7 protein-coding genes are annotated in these 22,214 nt (G+C 61.2%); 2 read left to right on the plus strand and 5 right to left on the minus strand.

The features are described 5' to 3' along the window. The 5 genes from WCO56_20850 to WCO56_20870 form a co-directional block, all read right to left on the minus strand. The coding region (locus WCO56_20850; GenBank protein ID MEI7732036.1) for a LamG-like jellyroll fold domain-containing protein at positions 1-12,309 on the minus strand (12,309 nt) is incomplete at its 3' end. Positions 12,310-12,537: 228 nt separating this feature from the next. Beyond that, on the minus strand, positions 12,538-12,933 hold the full coding sequence (locus WCO56_20855; GenBank protein ID MEI7732037.1) for a response regulator transcription factor: 396 nt from the start codon (positions 12,931-12,933) through the stop codon (positions 12,538-12,540). Between the two features lie 283 nt (positions 12,934-13,216). Continuing rightward, on the minus strand, positions 13,217-14,560 hold the full coding sequence (gene ltrA, locus WCO56_20860; GenBank protein ID MEI7732038.1) for a group II intron reverse transcriptase/maturase: 1,344 nt from the start codon (positions 14,558-14,560) through the stop codon (positions 13,217-13,219). 804 nt (positions 14,561-15,364) lie between these two features. Continuing rightward, entirely contained in the window at positions 15,365-16,021 is a 657-nt protein-coding gene (locus tag WCO56_20865; protein ID MEI7732039.1) for a response regulator transcription factor, read from the minus strand. Continuing rightward, positions 15,987-19,106, minus strand: a complete 3,120-nt coding sequence (locus WCO56_20870) for a two-component regulator propeller domain-containing protein (GenBank protein MEI7732040.1) — start codon at positions 19,104-19,106, stop codon at positions 15,987-15,989. Before WCO56_20870 ends, WCO56_20865 begins: the two co-directional genes overlap by 35 nt. 139 nt (positions 19,107-19,245) lie before the next feature. Here WCO56_20870 and WCO56_20875 point away from each other — a divergent pair, with 139 nt between their 5' ends. Together WCO56_20875 and WCO56_20880 are read left to right on the plus strand one after the other, a co-directional pair. Further along, entirely contained in the window at positions 19,246-20,895 is a 1,650-nt protein-coding gene (locus tag WCO56_20875) for an MFS transporter (protein ID MEI7732041.1), read from the plus strand. Positions 20,896-20,987: 92 nt separating this feature from the next. Further along, on the plus strand, positions 20,988-22,214 hold a 1,227-nt coding region (locus WCO56_20880; GenBank protein MEI7732042.1), incomplete at its 3' end, for a S41 family peptidase.

The following is a 22,214-nucleotide window of genomic DNA, read 5'->3' on the forward strand; positions in this document are numbered from 1 at the left end:
CATGCCGGTCAGCGTGCCGGGATGCTGCCACGCGGACTGCGCCCGCTCGCACAGCGCCGTGCCGCTGCGTTCGTCAAAGGTGTAATACGCGACCAGCCCGGTCTCCGTGCCGCTCTGCACCCGATGCAGGTTCTCCCGTATCTCCTGCTGGCTGCGGGCCGTGTTCCAGATACGGACTTCGTCCATGCGGCCGTTAAAGTAACTGCCGCCTAGATCCGAGCCGAGGCGCACCGGATCGGTGTTGAGGGAGATGACCTGTTTCGTCCCGGTGAGCGGGACGGCCGTGCCGTAGATGTAGAGGGTCTGGTTCGTGCCCGCCTTGACGGCGGCCAGATGATACCAGTAACCGGCCGCCAGCCCCAGGCCGGCGGTGGTCTGTCCGTTGAATTCCACTTCCGTGCCGTTCAGGCGGAGATACCAGCCGTTGGCGGCGGAGGTCTGGTATTTGCTGACCAGCCCCTGTAAGCCGGTCACGCTCGCGGGCTTGAACCAGAGTTCGAGGGTATGGGTGTCTTTCAGGCCCAGCTCGGTGGCCGAGGGAATCTCCGCATACTGGCTGGAACCGTTCAAGACCAGCGTGTTGCCGGGGGGGAGCAGGGTGGACGGAGCCCGCGCCACGAAACTGCGCTGGTTGCCGTAGATCGTGTCGGACGCCGTGGCGGCCCAGGCGCGGACGTAATAGGTCTGGCCCTCGGTCAGGCCCGTGAGCGTGGCGGTGAACGCGCCAATGCCGCTGCCGTTCGCGGTGCCGGGGTCGGCCCGCGTCGGCGTGCCGCTGGTGTTCCAGCAGAGGCCCCGCGCCGTGACAGGCGCGTCGCCAGCCGAAACCACGTTCCCGCCACCCTGGGCGCCGGTGGCGGTGATGTTGGTGAGGCCGGCGGTGGTGATGACCGGCAGGTTCGGGACCGCCAGGGAGGCTTCCGCGGCCCACGCGCCGCCCGCGTAGGAGGTGTCAATCGCCTGCACGGACCAGTAGTAGGTGTGCCCCTGCGGCAGGGTGAGCGTCCGCGTGCGGTTCTTGCCCATGTTCCCCAGGGCCGGCACGTAGCGGCAGCCGTTGGTCGTGTTCGCCGTGCCGGAGAGGATATCGTCCCTGCCCGGAGCGGTGCCGACGCGCAGGTTGTAGGAGAGGCCGGCCGCCGGGGTCTGGCCGTCGGACGCCGCGCCCCAACTGAAGACGACCGCGCCGTTATTGATGGCGGCAGTGAGGCTGCCGGGGGCAGTGGGGGGCGTGATGAGGGTGGTTGCGCCGTTGTTGTGGAAAACGCGGCTTTGATAAGAATTGATCACCAGGTCCAGCCTGCCGTCGCTGTCAATGTCGGACCAGCCAGCGAAATCGGGAGTCAATGAATCATTCAAAGAGGCATCCAGTCCGGTTTCGATGAAGCCGAAGGTGTTGTCGCCGTTATTCCTGTAGAGGAGGAATGGGTCTCCCGTTGTATCCGTTACGGTATCGCCAGAGAGCGCCAGATCGAGCCGTCCGTCGTTGTCATAGTCCCCCCACGCACAGCCCCCATTGGCGCTGCCGGTCAGGCCGGCATTGATGTCGCTGAAGGTGCCGTTGCCGTTGTTGTGATAGATTCGGGTAATGGCGCCGCTTGGGTCGTTATTGGTCGTGCCGTTCAGCACCAGGTCGAGATAGCCGTCGTTGTCGTAGTCCCCCCACGCCACACTGCTGGTTTTCACGCCCGGCAGACCGGCGTTGCTATCGCTGAAGGTGCCGTCGCCGTTGTTGCGGTAGATGCGTGCGACGTAGTTTGGAGACTTGTAGCCGGTCAGAACGAAATCCAGTTTGCCGTCGTTATCATAATCCGCCCACGCCACCGCGCCTTGCTGGAGACCCGGCAGGCTGACGCCGCTGTCGCTGAAGACGCCGTTGCCGTCGTTGTGGTAGATGCGGGTGATGTTGTTGCCACTGGCTTCACCGCTCAGAATCAGATCGAGCCGGCCGTCGTTGTCATAATCGCCCCACGCCCCACTAGAATAGCGGAGGCCGGGCAGACCGGCGTTGATGTCGGTGAAGGTGCCGTTGCCGTTGTTGCGGTAGATGCGGGTGATTCGGGTGGAAAGGTCGCTCATCAAACCAGCCATGACGAAATCCAGGTAGCCGTCATTGTCATAGTCCCCCCAGGCCACGATGCCAGAAGCGACTCCAGGCAGGCTGATGCCGCTGTCGGTATAGGTGCCGTCGCCGTTGTTGCGGTAGATCCGGGTGATTCGGGTGCTGGTTCCGCCCAGCAATCCCGCCAGCAGGATATCCTGTTTCCCGTCCCGGTCGTAGTCGCCAATTGATGCGCCACTGTTCCCATAACTGTTAATCACTGGCAGCCCGGCAGCGGAGGCGGTGAAGTAGTTGAGCGCAAAGGTGGCCGTGACCGTGCCGTCCCCGGTGATGGGGCCGGTGGTGACGGTGTAGGTGGTGACCGCATCGCTGCTGTTGCTGTAGCTGATGCCGCAGCCGGTGACGCTCGCCACATGGTAGCCGCTGTCCGCGTTGAACCTGAACGATATGGCTTCGTTGTCGAGCACGTTTTGTGGCGACGAGTAGTTTGAGTTAAGAGTGCCGTTGGCGCCCGCCGAGGCGGTGACGGTGTGAGTCCACCGGGCATAGAGGGTGGTGTCGCCGGTGATGGTGAAGGTTGCGCCGACGGCGTATATGGTGTCGTGGCCGTTGGCGGCTTTGCACCATTCGTTCAAATGGAAGCCGGCCTTTGTCAGACTGCCGGTGTTGCCGAGCACCGTGACCGTGCTGTTGCCGAAATAGGGACTGCTGCCGTCAATCGGCGCGGTGCCGCCGTCGTTGCCGTTGCCGTTGTAGGTGACGGTGTAGAACGGCAGCACGCCCAGCGTGTAGTAAGTACCATTGGTGATGGCCTGGCCGGCGACCAGGAAATACGGGGCGCTGTAAGTCCCCGCCAGCGCCGTCGCGCCGCTGGCGAAGGTGCCATCGGCATCCGCGAGCAGGCGCAGCCCCGCGCCCGTGCCGAGGCCGCTCAGGCCGGTGGTGTCAATCTTAAGGTCGCCGGCGGTGCTGCCGCTCACTTCGGCCCGCCAGACGCGGGTCAGGCGGCTGCCGATGCCGGCGGGGAGATCAACGGCCTGCCAGGCGTCAGCCGCGTTGTCATGGCCGAAGACGACGAAGTTGGTGCCGGAGGCGACGGCGTTGGTGAGGCTGAATCGGGCCGAGACCAGCGAGTTGGTTTGCGCGAGCCACGCGCCGCGCAGGCTCGTGCGGTCGGCGATCAGGTTGGCGCAGGGAATGGTGCTGTTGGTCCACACCGGGCCGCTGACCAGCGAGCCGGTGTTGGCGTTGGTCGTCAGGTCGGGCAGCACCGTGCCGGCGTTGGTGTTGAACTGATAATACGCGACCAGGTTGCTTTCGGCACCCGTGAGCTGTTTGTGCATGGCGTCCTGCACGGCGGCCTGGGTGCGGGCGGCGTTCCAGAGGCGCACCTCGTCCATCTGCCCGGCGAAGTAGCGGCTGCGATAATCGCAGCCCAGGCGCACTTCGTCGCTGTTGGCGGCCACGGTGGTGGCGGTGCCGGTGATGGTCTTCTCCACGCCGTTGACGTAGAGGTGGCGCGTGCCGTTGCTGTTGACGGCGGCCACATGATACCAGCGGTTGGATTGGAGGTTCAGTCCGCTGGTCACCAACTGGTCAAAGTCCAAGTCCGAACCGTTCAGGCGCAGCAGGAAGCCGGAGGCGCCGGACGTCTGGTATTTGCCCATCAGTCCGCGCAGGTTTCCGGCAGCGCCGAAGCTGTCCGCCTTGAACCAGCATTCCAGCGTGTAATTGTTGGTCAGGTCCAGGCTGTTCGTGTCCGGGATGTTGACATAGGCATTCGTGCCATTGAAGGACAGCGCATTCCCCGGCGGGGTCATGGGCGTGGTAAAGGATCGTTCGTTACCGTAGTTGGTGCCCGCACTGTTCACCGCATAGGCGCGGACGTAGTAGGTCGTGAACGGTGCCAGGCCCGTGAGGCTGCTGGTGAAGCTCCCCATGCCGTTGCCATCGCTGGTGTGGTTGCCGGCGGCGGTGGGACCGCTGGTGGTACTCCAACAAACGCCCCGCGCGGTGACGGTCACGCCGCCGTCATCGGTGACGCTGCCCCCGCTGAGCGCGGTCGTTGGCGACACGTTGGTCACCGTCGCTGTAGTGAGCACGGCAAGGGCGCCGAGGCGGGCCAGGGTGTAATAGGACCCGTTTTGCAAGGTCTGAGCGGTGACGGTGAACACGGGGCTGCTGAAGGTGCCGCCGACCACGGTGGCATTGGCAAACGTGCCGTCGGCGTCCGCCAGCAGGCGCAGTTCCGACCCCGTGCCCAGGTTGGTCAGGCCGGTCGTGTCGAAGCGCAAGTCGCCGGTGGCGCTGCCGAGCAATTCCGCCCGCCACACGCGTTCGAGACGCCAGCGGAGGGTGGCGGGCACATCGCCGGTGTTCTGTTGGCCAACCGTGGCGTTGTTGTGGCCTAAGACGGCGTAGTTCGTGCCGTTCACCAGGGTGTTCGACACGGTTAGCATCGCGGAGGCCAGCGAGGTGGTTTGCGCCAGCCATGCGCCGCGCAGGTTGGTGGCGTCGGCCACGAGGTTTGCGCACGGGAACGTGCTGGCGGCCCAGCCGACATTGGCCAGGCTGGTGAAGTTCGCGCCGTTTACCAGGTCATGCACCACCGAACCGCTGCCTTCGTTGCACGGGTAGTAGGCGATCAGGTTTGTCTCGTTTCCGGCAAGCTGACGATGCATCGTGTCGCGGAGTTCGGTTGGCGTCCGGCCCGAATTCCAAATGCGCACCTCATCCAGCCGGCCGTTGAGATACTCCGAGGAACTGCCCAGCGTGATCCCGCCGCTATTGGTGGCCAGCACCATGCCGGCATAGTTGGCGTTGGTGAGCAGGATGCCATTAAGGTAGAGGTTGATGTTCGTGCCGTCCCATACGCCGGCGACATGATACCAACGGCCAATCTGGAGCACGTTATCCACATTAAGCCCGCGCAGTGTGCCGTTGAGATTGAAGTAGGTGTGCAACCGCCCATTGTTGCCGTTGTCGTGGCGAATGACGGCCAACTCCGGTTGGATCGTGACATAGCGCGAAGTGCGGTTGGTCAGTTCATCGTGATAAACCCAGCACTCCAGCGTGACCCGGTTGGCGACATTCGTGGGCAGTCCGCTGCCGGTAGCGATGGAGGAGTTGTTGAAGTCGAGCGCATTTCCAGGCGGGGCTACGAGGGTGGTAAACGATTGGACCGCGCCGTAGCTGGCACCGGCGTTGTTCGAGGCGTAGGCGCGGACATAGTACGTCTGCAAGGGGAGCAAGCCGGTGAGCTGGCTCGTGAAAGCGCCCAGGCCGGTGCCATCGGTGGTGCGGGCATCGGCGAGGGTGGGATTGCCGTTGGTGTTCCAGCAGACGCCTCGGACTGTGACCGGGTAGGCGCCTTCGTTGGTCACGCTGCCACCGCCTTGGGCCGAATTGTGTGTGACGTTGGTAACGAGGACGGTGATTACCGCCGGCAGCGCGGTGGGAGTGGTGATGGTTTGTGCTGCGCCATAAGCAACCCCCGCATTGTTCGAGGCGTAGGCGCGAACGTAGTAGGTGGTGAGCGGCAGCAGGTTGGCAAGCTGGCTGGTGAACGCGCCCGATCCTCCGCCGTCGGTAGAATGCGCATCCGCAATCGTCGGAGCGCCATTGGTGTTCCAGCAGACGCCACGGGCGGTAACGGCCGTCCAGCCTTCGTTGGTCACGTTCCCGCCGCTTTGGGCGGAGAAGGGCAGAATATTCGTCACCGGCGCGGTGGTTACCTGCGGCAAGGCGCGCGGCGTGGTGAACACCAGCTCCGCTCCATAAGACGTCCCGTTGGCGTTGGCGGCGTAAGCCCGCACGTGGTAGGTCGTTTCCGGAACCAACCCGGTGGGGCTGCTGGTGAATACGCCTGCACCACTGCCATCGCTGGTGTGACTATTCGTGGAGGTCGGAGTGCCGGTGGTATTCCAGCACACACCCCGCGCGGTGACGGGCGAAGAGCCCTCCCCAACCACCTCGCCCCCGCTTTGGACCGTGGTCGGCGTCAGGTTGGTGATGGCGGCGGTGGTGACCACAGGTAGAATATTAGCCTGCCCCAAAGTATAGTATTTTTCCACGGCAAACGCCTGGTTTGTCACCAGGAAGAGGTTATTGGTGTAGGTGCCGGCGAACAATGTGGCGCCGGCAAAGACCGCGCTATCGGACTGGATCAAGTATAGCTCGGAGCCGGCGGTGATCAGGTTGGTAATGCCCGAGCAATCGAACTGGAAACTGCCCGCTAAGGCATTCGAGCCTTCCATGGTCCAGACACGGTTGAGCCGCCAGACGCACAGCGCCGGCGCATCGTTCAGATTCTGTGTCAAGGGGCCGCCGTCGTGACCAAAGACGCGCCAATCGTAACCCGACACATTTGGGGCCGCGAGCGAAAGCAGGGAGGAATTAAGTGAGTTTGTCTGGCTTGCCCAAACCGCCCGGACGTTCGCGTTACGCGCCTGCAGGTCGGCCATGGGGACGGTGCTGGCCACCCAGAGGGGGAGCACGCCCGGGTTAACCACTTTTTCAAGGTAACCCGTATGGCCGTTCCCAGTCAGGTCGGTCGTAGTGGTGCCCGATCCCTCGTCGAAAGAGTAATAGGCGACCAATCCGGTTTCATTGCCGTCGAGCGCCTTGTGCATCGCGTCGAGAATGTCACTCTTGGAGCGGGCCACATTCCAGATGCGAGCCTCGTCCATCTGGCCGGCCAGGATGAACCGGTTATGCGCGCAGCCCAAGCGCACGGGGTCGCTATTGGGGGCCACGCTGTTCGGTGTGCCGGCCAGCGTCTGGGCCAGACCATCGAGGTAGAGGGTGCGCACACCGTTGCTATTGACGGCCGCCACGTGATACCAGCGCCCTGTTTGCAGCCCCGCCTGGGCGAGCAGCCCATCGAACGCGAGGCTTGCCCCCTGGAGACCCAAGGCGTAGCCCGGGATGGTCGCGCTCACGTGCTTGCAGATGAGGCCCTGATTCATGTAGCCAGAATCCTGCCGGAGAGCGTCGAGCTTGAACCAACATTCCAGGGTGTAGTTGGTCGTCAGGTTGAGATCACTGGTGCTGGAGATGCCTACGTCGGAATTATCGCCGTTGAACACAAGAGCGCCGCCGGGGGGGATCGGCGGAGTAGTAAAGTTCCGTTGGTCGCCGTAGTTGGTGCCATAGGTGTTCTGCGCGTAGGCGCGGACGAAATACGTGGTCGCAGGCGTCAATCCGGAGAGCGCGCTGCTGAAAGTGCCGGGGCCGGCCCCATCCATCGTCAAGCTGTTGGCGACCGTCGGCCCGCTCGCGGTGCCATAGCAAATCCCGCGCTGCGTTACTGGCGTCATTCCTTCGTCCACCACCGTGCCCCCTGTCTGGGCGGACCGATCATGGACCGCCGTCGGACCGGTGGTCTGGACGAACGCCAGGCCATAAGGCCACGCCGCCGCTCCCCAGGCCGCGTCGGTCAGGTTGACCAATGTCCCGTCATGGCCCTGTGGTGTTACGTCGGGCAGCACGGCTCCGGACACGAGGTCGAAGTTATAGCAGGCAACCAGGCCGGTCTCGGCCCCGGTGAGCACTTTGTAGAGCGTGCTCTGAATGTCCGCTTGGCTGCGGGCCACGCTCCAAATGCGGACCTCGTCCATCTGCCCCGCGAAGTAGCGGCCGCTGTAATCGCTGGCGAGGCGAAGCGGATCGCTATTGGCCTGCACTGTCTGCGGCGTGCCATGGAGAGTTTGTTCAAAGCCATTCACATAAAGGTGCCGGGTGCCGTTGGTATTGACTGCGGCCACATGATACCAGGTGTTGGTTTGAAGCCCCAGCCCGCTGGTCGTCATCTGGTCAAAGTCCAGGTCCGTGCCAGTCAAGCGCAGGAAGTAGCCGTTGGCACCACCACTCTGGTATTTGCTGATAAGCCCGCGCAACCCGCCAAAGGTGCTGGGTTTAATCCAGCATTCCAGAGTATAATTGGCCGTCAGGTCCAGGTCGTTCGCGTCCGCGATGTTGATGTAGTTATTGACTCCGTTGAAGGCGAGGGCATTGCCCTGCCGGGTCGGCAGGGGAACGAATAGCTCCGCCTTGCCATAGTTGGTCCAGGACGAGTTGAGCGCGTAGGCCCGGACGTAATAGGTAGTCTGCATGGCCAGGTTCGTCATCGTGCCCGTGAAAGACCCGGGGCCGCTGCCGTCCATCGTATAATTGTCGGCCAGGGTTGGTGTGCTGTTCGTGCTCCAGCATATACCGCGCTGCGTGACTGCAGCCATACCTTCGTCCAAGACGTTTCCCCCGCACTGAGCGGACTGGGGCGAGGTAGCCGTTGGCTGGCCGGTAGTAACAAGAGGCGCGCCGTAGGGCCAGGTGGCCGTCAACCAGGCGTTATCCGGCATGTTCATTAAAGCCCCATCGTGAGCCAGCGGGCCGGCGTCGGGAAGCACCGTGCCAGCGGCCAGATCGAAGTTATAGTAAGCGACCAGTCCCGCTTCCGAGCCAGCGAGGACGTGGTACATCAGGTGCTGAATATCGCTTTGGGCGCGGGCCACATTCCAGATCCGCACCTCGTCCATCTGCCCCGCGAAGTAGCGGCCACTGTAATCGCTAGCCAGGCAGAGCGGATCCGTATTAGCCAGGACGGTCTGCGGCGTGCCCGAGAGAGTTTGTTCGAAGCCATTCACATAGAGGTGCCGGGTGCCGTTGGCATTCACCGCCGCCACATGATACCAGACGTTGGACTGCAACCCCAGCCCGCTGGTCGTCATCTGGTCAAAGTCCAGGTCTGTGCCCGTCAGGCGCAGGAAATAACCGCGGGAGCCTGCTGTTTGGTACTTGTCAACCAGGCCGCGCAAGCCGCCAAAGCTGGTGGCCTTGAACCAGCACTCCAGGGTGTAGTTGTTAGTCAGGTCCAGATCGTTCGCATCGCCAATGGAGACGTAGTGGCTGATCCCGTCGAAGCTTAGCGCGTTGCCCGGCGGCGTCATCGTTGGTGCTGCAAACGCTCGTTCCGGACCGTAGGTTGTCGCGAAGATCATCGGGCTGTTGGTTCCGCCGCTGGTGGCATAAGCGCGCACATAATAGGTCTGCCCTGCCGTCAAGTTGATCACCGTGTCGGAGAACGCGCCCGGCGTTTGGCCGTGGTCGGTGCTGCCGACGCAGTTGGCCAGGGTCGGATGCGGCGAGGTACCCCAGACCAGGCCCTTATTCATCACCACCGCCGCTTGTTCATTGCTCACGACACCCCCGCAGGCAAAGGAGGTGGCCGAGAGGTTGGTCAGCGGCGAAGTCACCACGCTGGGCATCGGGGGCGCCGCCGCCGTCACCAATAGGTCGCCCACCACGGCGCCTTGGCCGTAGTGGCGGAAGCCGATCTGGCTGGCCTTCCAACCGCCCAGGCTGGCGGAGAGCTGCCAAGTGGACGGTTCATTGCTCCCGTCAGGCCACGCCTTCATGCTCAGCGTCTGGCCGGTGTAGTCGGCCTGGACCTTGACCGTGTACCAGCAGCCGTTCGAGAGCGTCAGGGGAAGCGTCGCCTGGCGGGTGCCATTTTGCACCAGGCTTAATTGCGGGGTCAGCCCCGAGCCGTACTCGATGTTCGCCCACCATTCGGTCGCCGCATCCCGCAACGCCAGCGCCACGGAATCGTTGGTCCCCGCGCCGGAGGCGGGCACATAGATTTGGCAGGTGGCCGTCGGCGTGCCATACAGGCGCAAGGTGGTGTACATCTTGTTGTCCGCTGCCGTGGCGGTCCCGAGGGCGATGCTGCCCCTGGTCGCCGTGTTGGCAACGGGCGGCTGCCAGGTGACGGTGCCCTGCTTGTGGTACTGGCTGGTCGAATCCATGCTGAAATAGTCGGCCTGGATTTGGCAGTTGCTACGGATGATCGAGCCGCCACGCCAGGCCGCGGCGGGAATGCCGGTGAAGGCGGGCGGTGCCGGACTGTCCTCCCATACCTTCCCGGTCAGCATATCGCGGTAATAGAGTTCCCAATCGTTATCGGAGGTGTAGCCATGCCCGCTGCCCCCATCGGAATTGCTGGTGGGCTGGCGGTAGCCCTTATCGCTATAGAAGGGGCAGATGCCGTGGAGCCATTCGTGCATGAAGACGTTGTGGCCGGAATCCCACGTGGAATCAGGCGCTTCCGTTACCGTACCATACGTCGCCCCATTGGAATAGTCGCCGGCCTGCATCCCCAATCCCCAACCGATCGACGGAATGGTTGAGCGGGCCCAATGCACGAGCACGGAATCGTAGGTGCCGGAGGGCGCGTAGAGGTTTAACTCGGGTTTCGTGTAGTCGCTGGAAAACCAATAACTGCCCCCGAGATCGTAGAGGTTGGTCACCAGGCGGTTCACGATCACCACGTCATACTGGAAGATGCACTCCCGCTTGGAGAAATCGTTGCACCCGGCCGCGTCTTTGCGGAACACCTGCAAGGCCTTGGTGATTTCCGCTGGCGCAAGACTGGCCGTCACGCGGACGTTCGTGCTGTTCTGGGGGTAGGTGAAATCGGTGTTCGGATATATCAAGAACAACCCCCGCCAATAGGGCGTGCCAAAGTTGTAGTAAAATCCCGAGTAGCTGCTGGCCACGTTCGCGTACGCCGAAACCCCGGCCGCGTTGGTGGCGCAGACCCGGTAATAATACAGCGTGTTACAGGTCAGATTAGTGTGGATGCAGTTCGTGACGCCCGCCCCCACCGTGGCGGCCACGGTCCAGTTGTTGGTCCCGGTGGCCGAGGTTTCCACGCGGAACCCCGTCTCGTTGGTGCTGTTATCGGTCCAGCTCAGGGTGATCTGGGTGGCTGAATCCGCCGCCGAAACCAGATCCGACGGCGCAGCGGGAGGGCCCGCTTGGGCCTGGAACCGGAGCGCGGACGGCGCGTAAAAATAACGGGTGCGCGTGCCATCGGTGACTTTGGCATACACATAGACGGTAGCGCCATTGGTCATGGCGCTGGTGTTCCATTGGTTCGTAAATTGCGCGTAGGCGCCGCCCGTCGCCGTGGCAATCACCTGGGTCGAGATGATCCCCGCGTCATTGTTGTTGTACGGATTCCGGTCCGTGTCCACGCGCAGGGTCACCGTGCAGCCGTTGCTGTAATCCAAATAGACGCAGCGTACTTGCTGGGTCGTGCCGAGGGTGAGCGAGTACGTGCCCGCGCCCAGTGCCGTCCCATTGGTCAGCACGTCCAACTGCGCGACATTCGGCCAGGTGGCCAGGCTCCACGTCAGGTTCGTGCGCGCGCCCCCTCCGCCGAATACCGCCGCGTTGTTAAGCCCCGCCCGGACCGCATCGCCACTCACCACGGGTATATTTGAACTGGTCCGGTTACCCGTGCCGTTGAGGCGGCTGTAAATAAACCCGGTGTTCGTGCCCGCCGCTTCATAGCTGTTGAACCACGCCGCCCGCTCGGTGGTGCCCATCGTCGCCTCGCCATTGTTGAGCGGATTGGCCAGGTTCACCGTGCCCTGGTACAGGAGCAGGATATTGCGGTGATCGGCATAGGTGTCGTAGGGCGGCGTGTTGTTGTGATAACCACCGGTCATCACGGAACTCCACTGCCGGTTGTAAGCGCCCGTCAAGTACTGGCCGACGGGACTGGCCGCCGTTTGGTAATACACGTCGGCAAACACCACGTTCTGATAAATCGCTGCCGGCGTATCCACGATGGGGGTGGGCGGCGTGAGCGGCTGCGCGTCACCGGTGGTCAACGGGTGCGGATCGAGCGGTGTCAGGTGGTCCACCACCAGCCCGCGCTCGCCCAGCAGCCGCGCCAACTCGCACACCATGCCGCCGCCGCGGCTATGCCCGATCAGGTGGATCGGCAACTCCGCCAGCGCCCGCTGGCCGTTCTGCCCGGTCACCAGCTTGTCCACCACCGCCGCCGCCACACTTTGGGCGGTCACATGGGTATTAAGGTGGTCCGCCACCGCAGACCAGTCCAGTAGCACAATAATGTCACCGTTCGTACCCGTGGATAGATCCACATTCCATGGGCTGCACGTCGCCACCAGGTTGCCCACCGATCCCGTCACCGTGATCGTGCCGGTGTTCGTCGCGCCGCCCAGGTAATTCGTCGCGATGGCATTACGCATGGAGGTGATCCACGCCGGCGAACCGGCCACGCTCGGGTTGTATCCATGCGTGATGAGCGTCACGCCTTCGGCTTGGACCCCGAGGGGCAGGCAGAGGACGCTGGCCAGCAGCCCGGTGCGCAGGGCAGACACGATCCGACGGCAAGCCGTCGGGAGGGAGGTGCGGATGGAGTTCATAGTTTTCATAGGGTTGTTTCTAAAAAAAAATTCATTAACTGCGTAGCCGCCCGACGTCAGTCGGCGCTAATATTCTGCCCGCAAATACCGTGAAAAATTTTGGTTTTCATATCTACATCATGGTTTAAATCACTCTAGCCTTTTCATTAACTGCGTAGCCGCTCGACGTCAGTCGGCGCTGATATTTCAGCCCGCAAATACCGTGAAAAACTTTGGTTTTCATATCTACATCATTATTTAAATCGCTCTAGCCTTTGGTAAAATAGCGGCATCGTTACCGGCCGCAGCCGTGGGCGTGGTGATGAAACAGCGCAACTCGGTCAGCCGTTCCTTGGGCACGAATCCGCACGCGCCCGCCTCCGTCGCAGCGGCGCGCAAATGCGCGTCGTCGTAATTGGTGACGAATAAAATGCGGGCGATTGGGTTAAGATGGTGAATTTCTCGGGTGGCGTCCAGACCGTCCATTTTCGGCAGCATATAATCCATGAGCACCCAATCCGGATGGTGCGCCGAGAAGAGCCGGATGGCCGCCTGGCCATCCCCGCCTTCAATAAACTCCATGCCCGGTGCGTTCAAGACGGATTTAATCGTCTGACGCATCGCGGCGTGGTCATCTATAATCAGCACCTTCATACCTGTCACCTGCAAGAATCGTGAAAGAGTATGCGGCCCGCGCGCCGAAAGGGAATAGCGGTACCCTCACGAAACGAGTGAGTATGTTTACTTAGGCGGGTAGGTATTTCTACTCAGGCTACAGCTTGGACTTATCCGAACCGCGCCTGCCTACTTGGCGTAGGTGACGACGTAAGGAGTCTCCAATATTCGTAGCCGCAATATTCGATAGGGGTAGGGATGGCCCGAAGGCCACCCCTCCCTCCGAACCGGACAGGCGAATTTCCCGCATCCGGCTCTCCAGTTAGTGAGTCCTGTATCGGACCTGGCTCGCTTCCGCTCGGGCTTTGGCTAAGGAGAAGAGCCCCAGTTCGGCGAAGTAGGCGATGGGCCAGCGCTGATAGTCACAACCTCGGGCACACCCTTGTCCCTTGTGCCGTTTGCGCAGAATCGCGCGCAGGCGATTTCTCACCCAGCTATCTTCCGCTCGGAAGATGTTGGCGACACTGTGTTGGAAATAGTTGAACCAGCCTCGTAGGGTGCGGTTGATATCCGCAATGATTTGACTCATCGGACGCGGATCGCTTTTCCCAGTCTTTTGGCGGATGGCTTCCCGGAGCTTTGCCTTGCTCTTTTGGCGCGGCCACCGATGGCCACGTTCAAAGTGATAGCCCAGAAAGTCAAAACCACCCTTCTGACTGGCCTCGACAATACGGGTCTTGACCGGGTGCAGCGTTAGTCCCGCTGCCGCCGTCCATTGGCGTAGTTGTTCGAGTACGGCTTGCGCCTCGGCCTGGCTCTGGCACAGGATCACGAAGTCATCGGCATACCGGACCATTTGCCGCCCTTGCCGTGCCATCCAATGGTCCAGCGGATGGAGGTAGAGATTGGCCAGCAGCGGCGATATCACCGCTCCTTGCGGGGTCCCTTGCTCCGTCGGCTGCCATTCCTTGGCGGTCTCCATGACTCCCTGTTTGAGCATTTTCCAGATCAGTTCCAGCAGGTTGCGGTCACTGATCCGCTCTTCCACCAAGGCCATCAAGGGCTTTTGTGGAATCGTGTCGAAATAGGCTTTGAGGTCGGCATCCACCACCCACACGTTTCCCGCTTTGAGTAGCTGGTCCACTCGTCGCAACGCGTCTTTGGCTCCCTTTCCGGGTCGGAACCCGTAGCTGTGTTCCGCAAAACAGGCCTCGAAGATCGGTTCGATAACCTGTCGCACCGCGGTTTCCACAATGCGGCTCTCCACCGTCGGTATGCCCAACGGGCGAAGTTCCTTGCTTCCCAGCTTGGGAATCCACACCCGCTTGACCGGGCTGGGTTGATAGTTGCCTTGCCGTAACCGGCCCTGGAGTCGCTGCAGCCGGAGGGCACTGTCTTTGAAGTAAGCTTCGCAGCTTACGCCATCAACTCCAGCGGCTCCCTGGTTGGCTTTCACCTGTCGGGCTGCATTTTGCAGGTTTTCCAATTTCCATACTTTATCCATCAGACTGTACCATTTGCCTCCTTTGATTCCTCGTTCGAGGGTTGCCACCATGCGCTCGGTCCACACACTTGCTTCCGTCCAATCCCATCGCGGGGGGACGTCTCTGCCTTGTTTAGCTTTTGGCACTCCCGGCAGGGGAATTTGCAGTTGTGTTTCCTTCACGCCGTCACCTTCCTGTCCCCCTTGGCTCCACGATCATTACTCGCTTCCCAGCTACTACGGGGACTCTGACTCCTGCCCGGCTCCTTCCAGCACCCAGGCAGGTCTCCTTGATTCATGAGCTTGCACTTCCAGACATTCCGTCTCCAACCACCCCATGCGCCCCCGGCTTCCGGCCATACTTCGCGTTCCGGGCAGGCTTGGCCACTGATTCGCTTGTTATCGCTATCAGCAGTTCTTCGGACTTCGTTCATTGCTAGCAGTCTCGTCAGTCGCATAAGGCCGTATCGAGTTTGTGTCGCAGTACCCTTCGGGCACCACTGTTCTACGGACTATCCGTTCACTTCCAGTTGCTCTCCACCCCGTGTCGCCACGACGCAGTTACTTTCAGTTACCCGGCGGGAAGCTCCGCCGGCAAGGGACTTTCACCCTCTATGCACGCTCACTCTCAAGCGCACTAGCCGCTCGACGTCAGTCGGCGCTGATATCCTGCTGCAATTTCAGTTCTTAATTTTTTTGCCAACTAATCTTTTTGCCATGTCCGGCCCTCCATCTTCCTGAAAAAGTCCTTTCGGATGTCGCGCTTTGGTTTTCATCCGTGCCATCCGTGTCATCCGTGGTTAAAATTCCCGCCCCCCCCATTTTTCTGCAAAATGTTTCACCAATTTGCAACGTCCATGCCGGTCCGTGATGGTCCCTGCCGTCCTTGCTATTCGCGTTGATTCGCGCCATTCGCGGTTAAATCCCGTCCCCCAATTTGCATTTTTTTTACTGATCACTGATGACTTGATTACTGTTCACTGATTACTACAGCCGGGCTTTATTCTCATACGCAAACTTGAGCAGGCTGTGGCTGCCATGCAAGTCCAACTTCTGGCTGATATTGGCGCGGTGGTTTTCAATCGTGCGCGGGCTGAGGCCAAGTTCTTCGGCAATTTCCTTGCTGGTCTTGTCATCGGCGATCCGCTGAAGGATGCGCCGCTCAGCGGGAGTGAGTTGGTCGAGGCCGGGCTTCTCGGTATGCAACGCGCGCGCACCGACGCTGCGGGCGAACAGGCAGTCGGCCAGCGTCGGGCTGATGTAGCGGCGGCCGGCGGCGACGCTTTTGATGCCGGCCAGAATGTCTTGGGCGGCGCTGTCTTTGAGCACATACCCCGTGGCCCCCAGGTTCATCGCTTCATTGAACATGTCCGCCTCCTTGTACATCGTCAGGCAGATGATGCCGGCGGTAACGCGCTGCTGGCGCATGGCGCGCATGGCGTCGAGCCCGTTCATCCCCGGCATGTCAATATCCAGCAGGATGATGTCAGGCTTCAAGGTGGCCGCCAGTTTCACGGCGGCGGCGCCATCGCCCGCTTCCTGCACTACGCAAAAGCCGGGTTGCGCCTCGATAATCTGGCGCAACCCCTGCCGGAAGATGGGATGATCGTCAACGATCAGGAGGCTTAGGGGTGTTGGTTTCATGATTAAGTAACACAGGCACTTCCACCGTCAACCGGGTACCCCGGCCGGGGAGTGAATTGTAGCGGAACCATCCGTTCAGAATCCGCACCCGCTCGGCCAGGCCGCTCAGGCCGAATCCACGGTGGCTTTTCGGATCGGCCAGGAGTGCGGCATAGTCAAAACCGCAGCCATCGTCTTCGATGGTGAGCCGCAGGTTCACGCTGCGGTGCCGAATCGCGACCCGCGCCGTGGCGGCCATGGAGTGTTTGACGATATTGTTCAAGGACTCCTGCACGATCCGGTAGATATGAATCTCGCTTTCCGGCGGCAGCAGCTTATCCACGTGGTCAATTCCGGTATGGAAGGGGATGGTGGCGGCGGCGGACACCCGGCTCACCAGGTCCTGAAGGGCCTTGGTGAGACCGAGCCGATCCAGTTGATAGGGACGAAGGTTATACGAGATCTCGCGCACCTCCTCGATGGCTTGCGAGGCGGTGCGCGAGACTTCTTCGAGTTGCTCGGTGGCGGCGGGCGATCCCGTCGCCGCCTCGATTCCCAGCACGGCACGGTTTTTGATAATGAGCAGGTTTTGCCCGATGGTGTCGTGCAGTTCGGCCGCGATGCGTTTGCGCTCCTGCTCCTGCGAGGCGATCAACTGCTGGGAGAAGGCCGTTTGGGCGGCCTGAAGCCGCTGGAGGTGCCGTAGGCGATACACATGTCCGGCATACAGCAAGCCCAGGGCCGCCGCGACCACCGCCGCCCGAAACCACCACGTCTTCCACCATGGCGGCAGCACCATCAGCGCCAGCGACGCGCCCGTCTCGTTCCACACCCCGGAGTCATTGCAGGCCGTCACGCGGAATCGATAGTTTCCCGCCGGCAAATGCGGGTAGTTCGCCACCCGCTTAGTTCCGGCTTCCACCCAATCCTCCTCCAACCCATCCAACCGGTAACGGAACCGCACCTTGCCGGGAGCCCGGTAACTCAGGCCGGTGTAGTGGATTTCCAACTCGTGCTGCTGGGGCTGAACCGTGACGGGTGTCGCCGAAGTCTCCCTCTGTCCATGCGCGGGGTTCCGTCCGTTGATTCCCGGATTGAATTCCGCCGCCCGTTCGCCATCAATCCGCACCTCCTCAATGACCACGGGTGGCGGCCGGCGATTGGCGCTCAAAACCTTTGGGTCCATGAACGTCGCCCCTTTGCCCGCCGCGAACCACAGGCAGCCATCGCTGGCTTTAAGCGAGGCCGGTTGGACGCCCCCAATTTCCGTGGTGGCCAGCCCATCACTCCGGTCAAAGACGGTATAATTAATCTCCTGGCACCGGCCCGCCGCGAACTCACTGAGTTCACGCCGTTTGGCGCAGAGGACGCCCAAGTCCGTAGCCATCCACAAACGGCCGCTGTTGTCCTCCAGCATGCTGCCGATTCGGCGCGCCGGTAAACCACCCTTGACGCGAAAGTTAAAGAACCGTCCGGCTTGGAACCGGCTCAAGCCGCCGCCATAGGTGCCGAGCCACAGCCCGTCCTCGCGGTCCACATATAGGGATCGGATGTGATCGTCCGGCAATCCGTTCTGACGCGTGTAACACGTCCAGCGTCCGTCGCGCAAGAGGTTCAAGCCGCCGCCATCCGTCCCGATGTAGAGGCCTCCCGAGGCGCTTTCAGCCAGTGCCCACACTCGCTCGGAGGCCAGCCCATCCTGCCGGGAATAGTGCGTCACCTGCTCGTGTTCAATCCGGCTTAGGCCATGGAATCCGCCCACCCAAATTCTCCCTTGCCGATCCTCGAACAACGCCCGTATGCCCTCCATCTGCGTGTAAGCCTTCAAGTCTCCCTGGCAATAACGGAAGACCTTTCCGGCGTAAGTTCCAATCCACATCGCCCCGTCTCGCGCTGCCAGCAAGTCCCACACGCTGCCCAGCGCGTCCGTGAGCGGGGGGGCCAAGGCCGCCGTCACGCGCCCGTCTTGCCAGCCGTACGGCGTCTTGCCTCCGCCTGCCAGCCAGATGCGTCCCTCCTGATCCTGGGTGAGCGATTGCACCGCCTCCACCCCCAACCCCTCACTGCGGGTGACCATTTTCCAGAGCCGGGCTTTAAACCGGAGCAAGCCCCCTCCGTCAGTGCCGACCCACACACTTCCTTCCGGGTCGCAGAAGAGGCAGCTTAAGGAAAGCGTGGGCAGCCCGGACTCCAAACCGAACCGCACCCAGCCTTTCGTCGGCGTGAACAAAAATAACCCATTCTCGAACGTTGCGATCCACAGATTGCCGGCCATGTCCTCCCGAAAATCCATGATCGAACTCTTGAACTCCGGACACGGCCAGCTCTGCGGCAGCCAGGCTCCCTGGACATACTTCCTGAGAATCTCCGGCGTCACGATCCACAAACCGCCATCCCGGCTGGCGCACACCCGGCGCGCCCTCGTTTTCGCCTGGCCGTCCGGTCCGGGCAGCGCGTTGAGCCGCCCATTTTGCCAACCGTACAGGGTATTCCGGTGCAGGAACCACGGTCGCCCGGCGGTATCCGTCACCATCGTTCTCAGCGACGCGCCGGCAAACGTCGGCGGTGAGGGGGCGGGCACAAACCGGTTCTGTTCCCACCGCCACAGCCCGGCCTGTGTCCCCGCCAGCCACCGCCCGCCCTGCCCATCTTCACCCACCCATAGCGCCCCGGTGTCCGGCACCCCTTCGGCAGCGGCGAACGCCCGGCACGTGCCATCTTTTATCCGGCCCACCTCGTTATGCTCGCCGATCACCCACAATCCGCCCTCCCGATCCACGGACAACCGCTCCAGTCGGTTGTCGGGCAACCCCGGCACGTTGCCGATGTCGAACTGGGTAAACCGCACCCCATCAAAGCGTGCCAGCCCGCTATAGGTCGCCAGCCAAAGATAGCCATCCGGGGTTTGTGCGATCGAATTCACGGAACTCTGCGGCAGCCCCTCCTCGATGCTCCAAACGTCCATGGTGTAATCTTGATTCGTGAGCCCCGCCCAAGCCGGAACAGCAGCCAGCAGCAGGCTCAACATGACCGCCAGCAACCATCGCGCTGGCCCGCCACTCTTGACGCGCCCTCGCCGACCCTGTCGCAAATTCCAGGCTTTCACTTGACCGCGGACCTTAACCACCTCATCCAGGGAACACAATCAGAAATCCAGTTGATGCCGTGGTAGCGTGCTGAACCGATGTTTAAAAATGCTGAACAAAAAACTGGCATAATATGGCGCAGTTCGGTAAATCCCTCACATGCAATCTGGAAATGACAAGACAACTGGCTCTGACCACACGACGTGGCAGGGGATGCGCTGGTACATTTGTGCCTTGCTGTTTTTCGCCACGACGATCAACTACATTGATCGCCAAATCCTGTCGCTGATCAAAGAGTTTCTCGATGTTCAGTTTGGCTGGAGCAAGGCGCAGTTCGGCCTGGTCAACTCGCTCTTTCAAGGCGCGTATGGCGCGGGGTTATTGTGGTTCGGATGGTTCGTGGACCGCCGGGGAGTCCGCCTGGGCTACGCGGTCTCCATGGTCGGCTGGAGCCTGGCCGCAATGGTGCATGCGTTCGTCAACTTCATCCCGCAAGGGCATAAATTTGCCGCGTACGGGTTCGTGTTTGAATACACCACCCTGGCAGTGGGCTCGTTTGGCTTTTGCCGGGTGCTGCTGGGCTTAGCGGAAGCTGGCAACTTTCCCTCCGCCGTCAAGGGCGTGGCGCAGTGGTTCCCCAAGCGCGAACGGGCGCTGGCCGCCAGCCTGTTTAACGCGGGCACGAATGTGGGCGCAATTATCGCTCCGGCATTGGTGCCGTTCCTGGCGATTAAATTCGGCTGGCCGATGCCGTTCATCCTGGCGGGCATACTGGGGTTTGTGTGGCTGTTCTTCTGGCTGCCGGTGTACAAAACCCCGGAGGAACATCCCCGGGTATCCAAGGAAGAATTAGAACTGATCCAGAGCGACAAGGAAATCAGCACCCCGGAAAAAGTGTCGTGGCTGAGCCTGCTGGGACACCGGCAGACATGGTCGTTCATCGTGGCCAAGTTCATGACCGATCCGGTGTGGTGGTTTTTCCTGATCTGGCTGCCGGACTTTTTCAACGAAACCCTGCTGCTGAACATCAAGAAAAGCTGGGTCCACCTGGTCACCATTTACAGCATCATCACCGTGCTCAGTATTTTTGGCGGCTGGATCACCGGCCATTTGAGCAAGTTGGGCTGGAGCATCACTCGTGCGCGCAAGACGGGCATGTTTGTTTTTGCGCTATGCGTGGTACCAGTCATGTTCGCGACGCATTTCGGGCGTTTCAATGTGGATGCCGGGTTCTTTGACCGCCTCAAAGTCTCCAGCTACACGATCGAAAAGATCGTCACGGTGGAGGGGAAGAACGTGAAGGAGAAAACGACCAAGCCGGTCCCGGCCGAGGTGGTGACGGCGTTGCAGGCATTGAATGGGAAGACCTATCGCACGGCAGAAAGTTTCATCCAGGCAGCCGGCGAGATCGTTACGCCGGCCACGGCCACGGAAATGAAACAGGCCCTGGCGGACTCCGCGCGGGATAACCAACTATTCTGGATCGCCGTGCTGCTCATCAGCCTGGCGGGAGCGGCGCACCAGGCCTGGTCGGCCAACCTGTACACCACCGTCTCGGACATGTTCCCGAAGAAGGCGGTGGCCTCCATCATCGGCATTGGCGGCATGGCCGGCTCGATGGGCGGGATGATTTTCCCGTTGGTCACCGGGGTTTTGTTGGACCATTTCAAGGCGGCAGGCAAAGTGACGGCCGGATACAACATCCTGTTTGGGATATGCGCGTTTGCCTACCTGACCAGCTTTGCCATTCACCATTTCCTGGCCCCCAAATTTGAAGCAGTGGATGTGGATAAGAAGAAAACGGCTTAAACCGGAGGCGGCGAACGCGGAAACCCCTCAATTGGCAGGTTTCCCCCCTTGCCAGTGAGGCCTTTCGCGGCTAAGTTAGCCGCATTGAACGTATGATGAAACGTCGTCTGCTGTTTGGTTCGTTGGCCATGGTGCTGGTGTTAAACCTGCTCCTGGGTGCCGGCATTTACTTTTACTCAGTCCAGGCTGCGCCAAAGGAAGACGCGTATAACAACATTAAACTCTTCACCACCGTACTGGAACGGGTCCGGCAGGATTATGTGGATGGCGACAAGGTCAGCTATGAGGAACTGATCCACGGTGCGCTGCGCGGCATGTTGAACATGCTCGATCCGCACAGCGAATTCATGGAGCAATCGAAATACGATGAGCTGAAGAAGGATACCGAGGGAGCGTTCGGCGGAGTGGGCATCGTGATTTCGCTGAAGGATAACTATTTGACGGTGGTCTCACCCATCGAGGATACACCGGGGCACCGCGCCGGGATTCTGCCGGGAGACCGGATCATCAAGATTGACGGACGCCCGAGCGAAAAACTCAATTTGCAGGATGCGGTAAAGCGGTTGCGCGGGCAGCCAGGTTCAGAGGTGGTCCTGACCATCCAGCGTCCCTCCAACAATCAAGTGTATGAACATAAGTTGGTTCGGGCGGAGATCAAAGTGGATACCGTGAAGGACCTCGAAGGCAAACGGGAGTTTCCCGTGGACGAAAACAAGATCGGATACATCCGGCTGGTGCAGTTTGGGGAACACACCTCCTCGGACCTGGATCAGGCCTTGCACAAGCTGGCGGCTCAGGACATGAAAGCGCTGGTGCTGGATTTGCGAGGCAACCCCGGCGGCCTGCTGGACCAGGCAGTAAAAGTGTGTGAGAAATTCCTGCCGCGCGGCACGATGGTGGTCTCCACGGAAGGCCGCAACGCGGTGCAGAAGTACGAATACCGCGCGAGCGGCGACAAAAAACAAGTCAAGTCACCATTGGTTGTGCTAGTGAACAATGGCAGCGCCAGCGCCTCCGAGATTGTGGCGGGCTGCTTGCAAGATTTGAAACGGGCCATCATCGTCGGCGAACAGACCTTCGGCAAGGGATCCGTCCAGAGTATCCTGCCCATGCAGGACGGCACCGCGCTGCGATTGACCACCGCCAAATATTACACCCCCAGCCACAAAGTCATTCATGAAAAAGGAATTACGCCGGACATCCTGGTGACGATGAACGACGATGAGGAACGGGATTTGTTCCTGAAACGCGCGCCGGGCGGCGTGGAGGGTTTGGAGGACAAGGAGCGGGAGCGCATCAAAAACGCGCGCGATCCCCAG

Source organism: Verrucomicrobiota bacterium, assembly GCA_037139415.1.
Classification (GTDB): Bacteria; Verrucomicrobiota; Verrucomicrobiia; order Limisphaerales; family Fontisphaeraceae; genus JBAXGN01.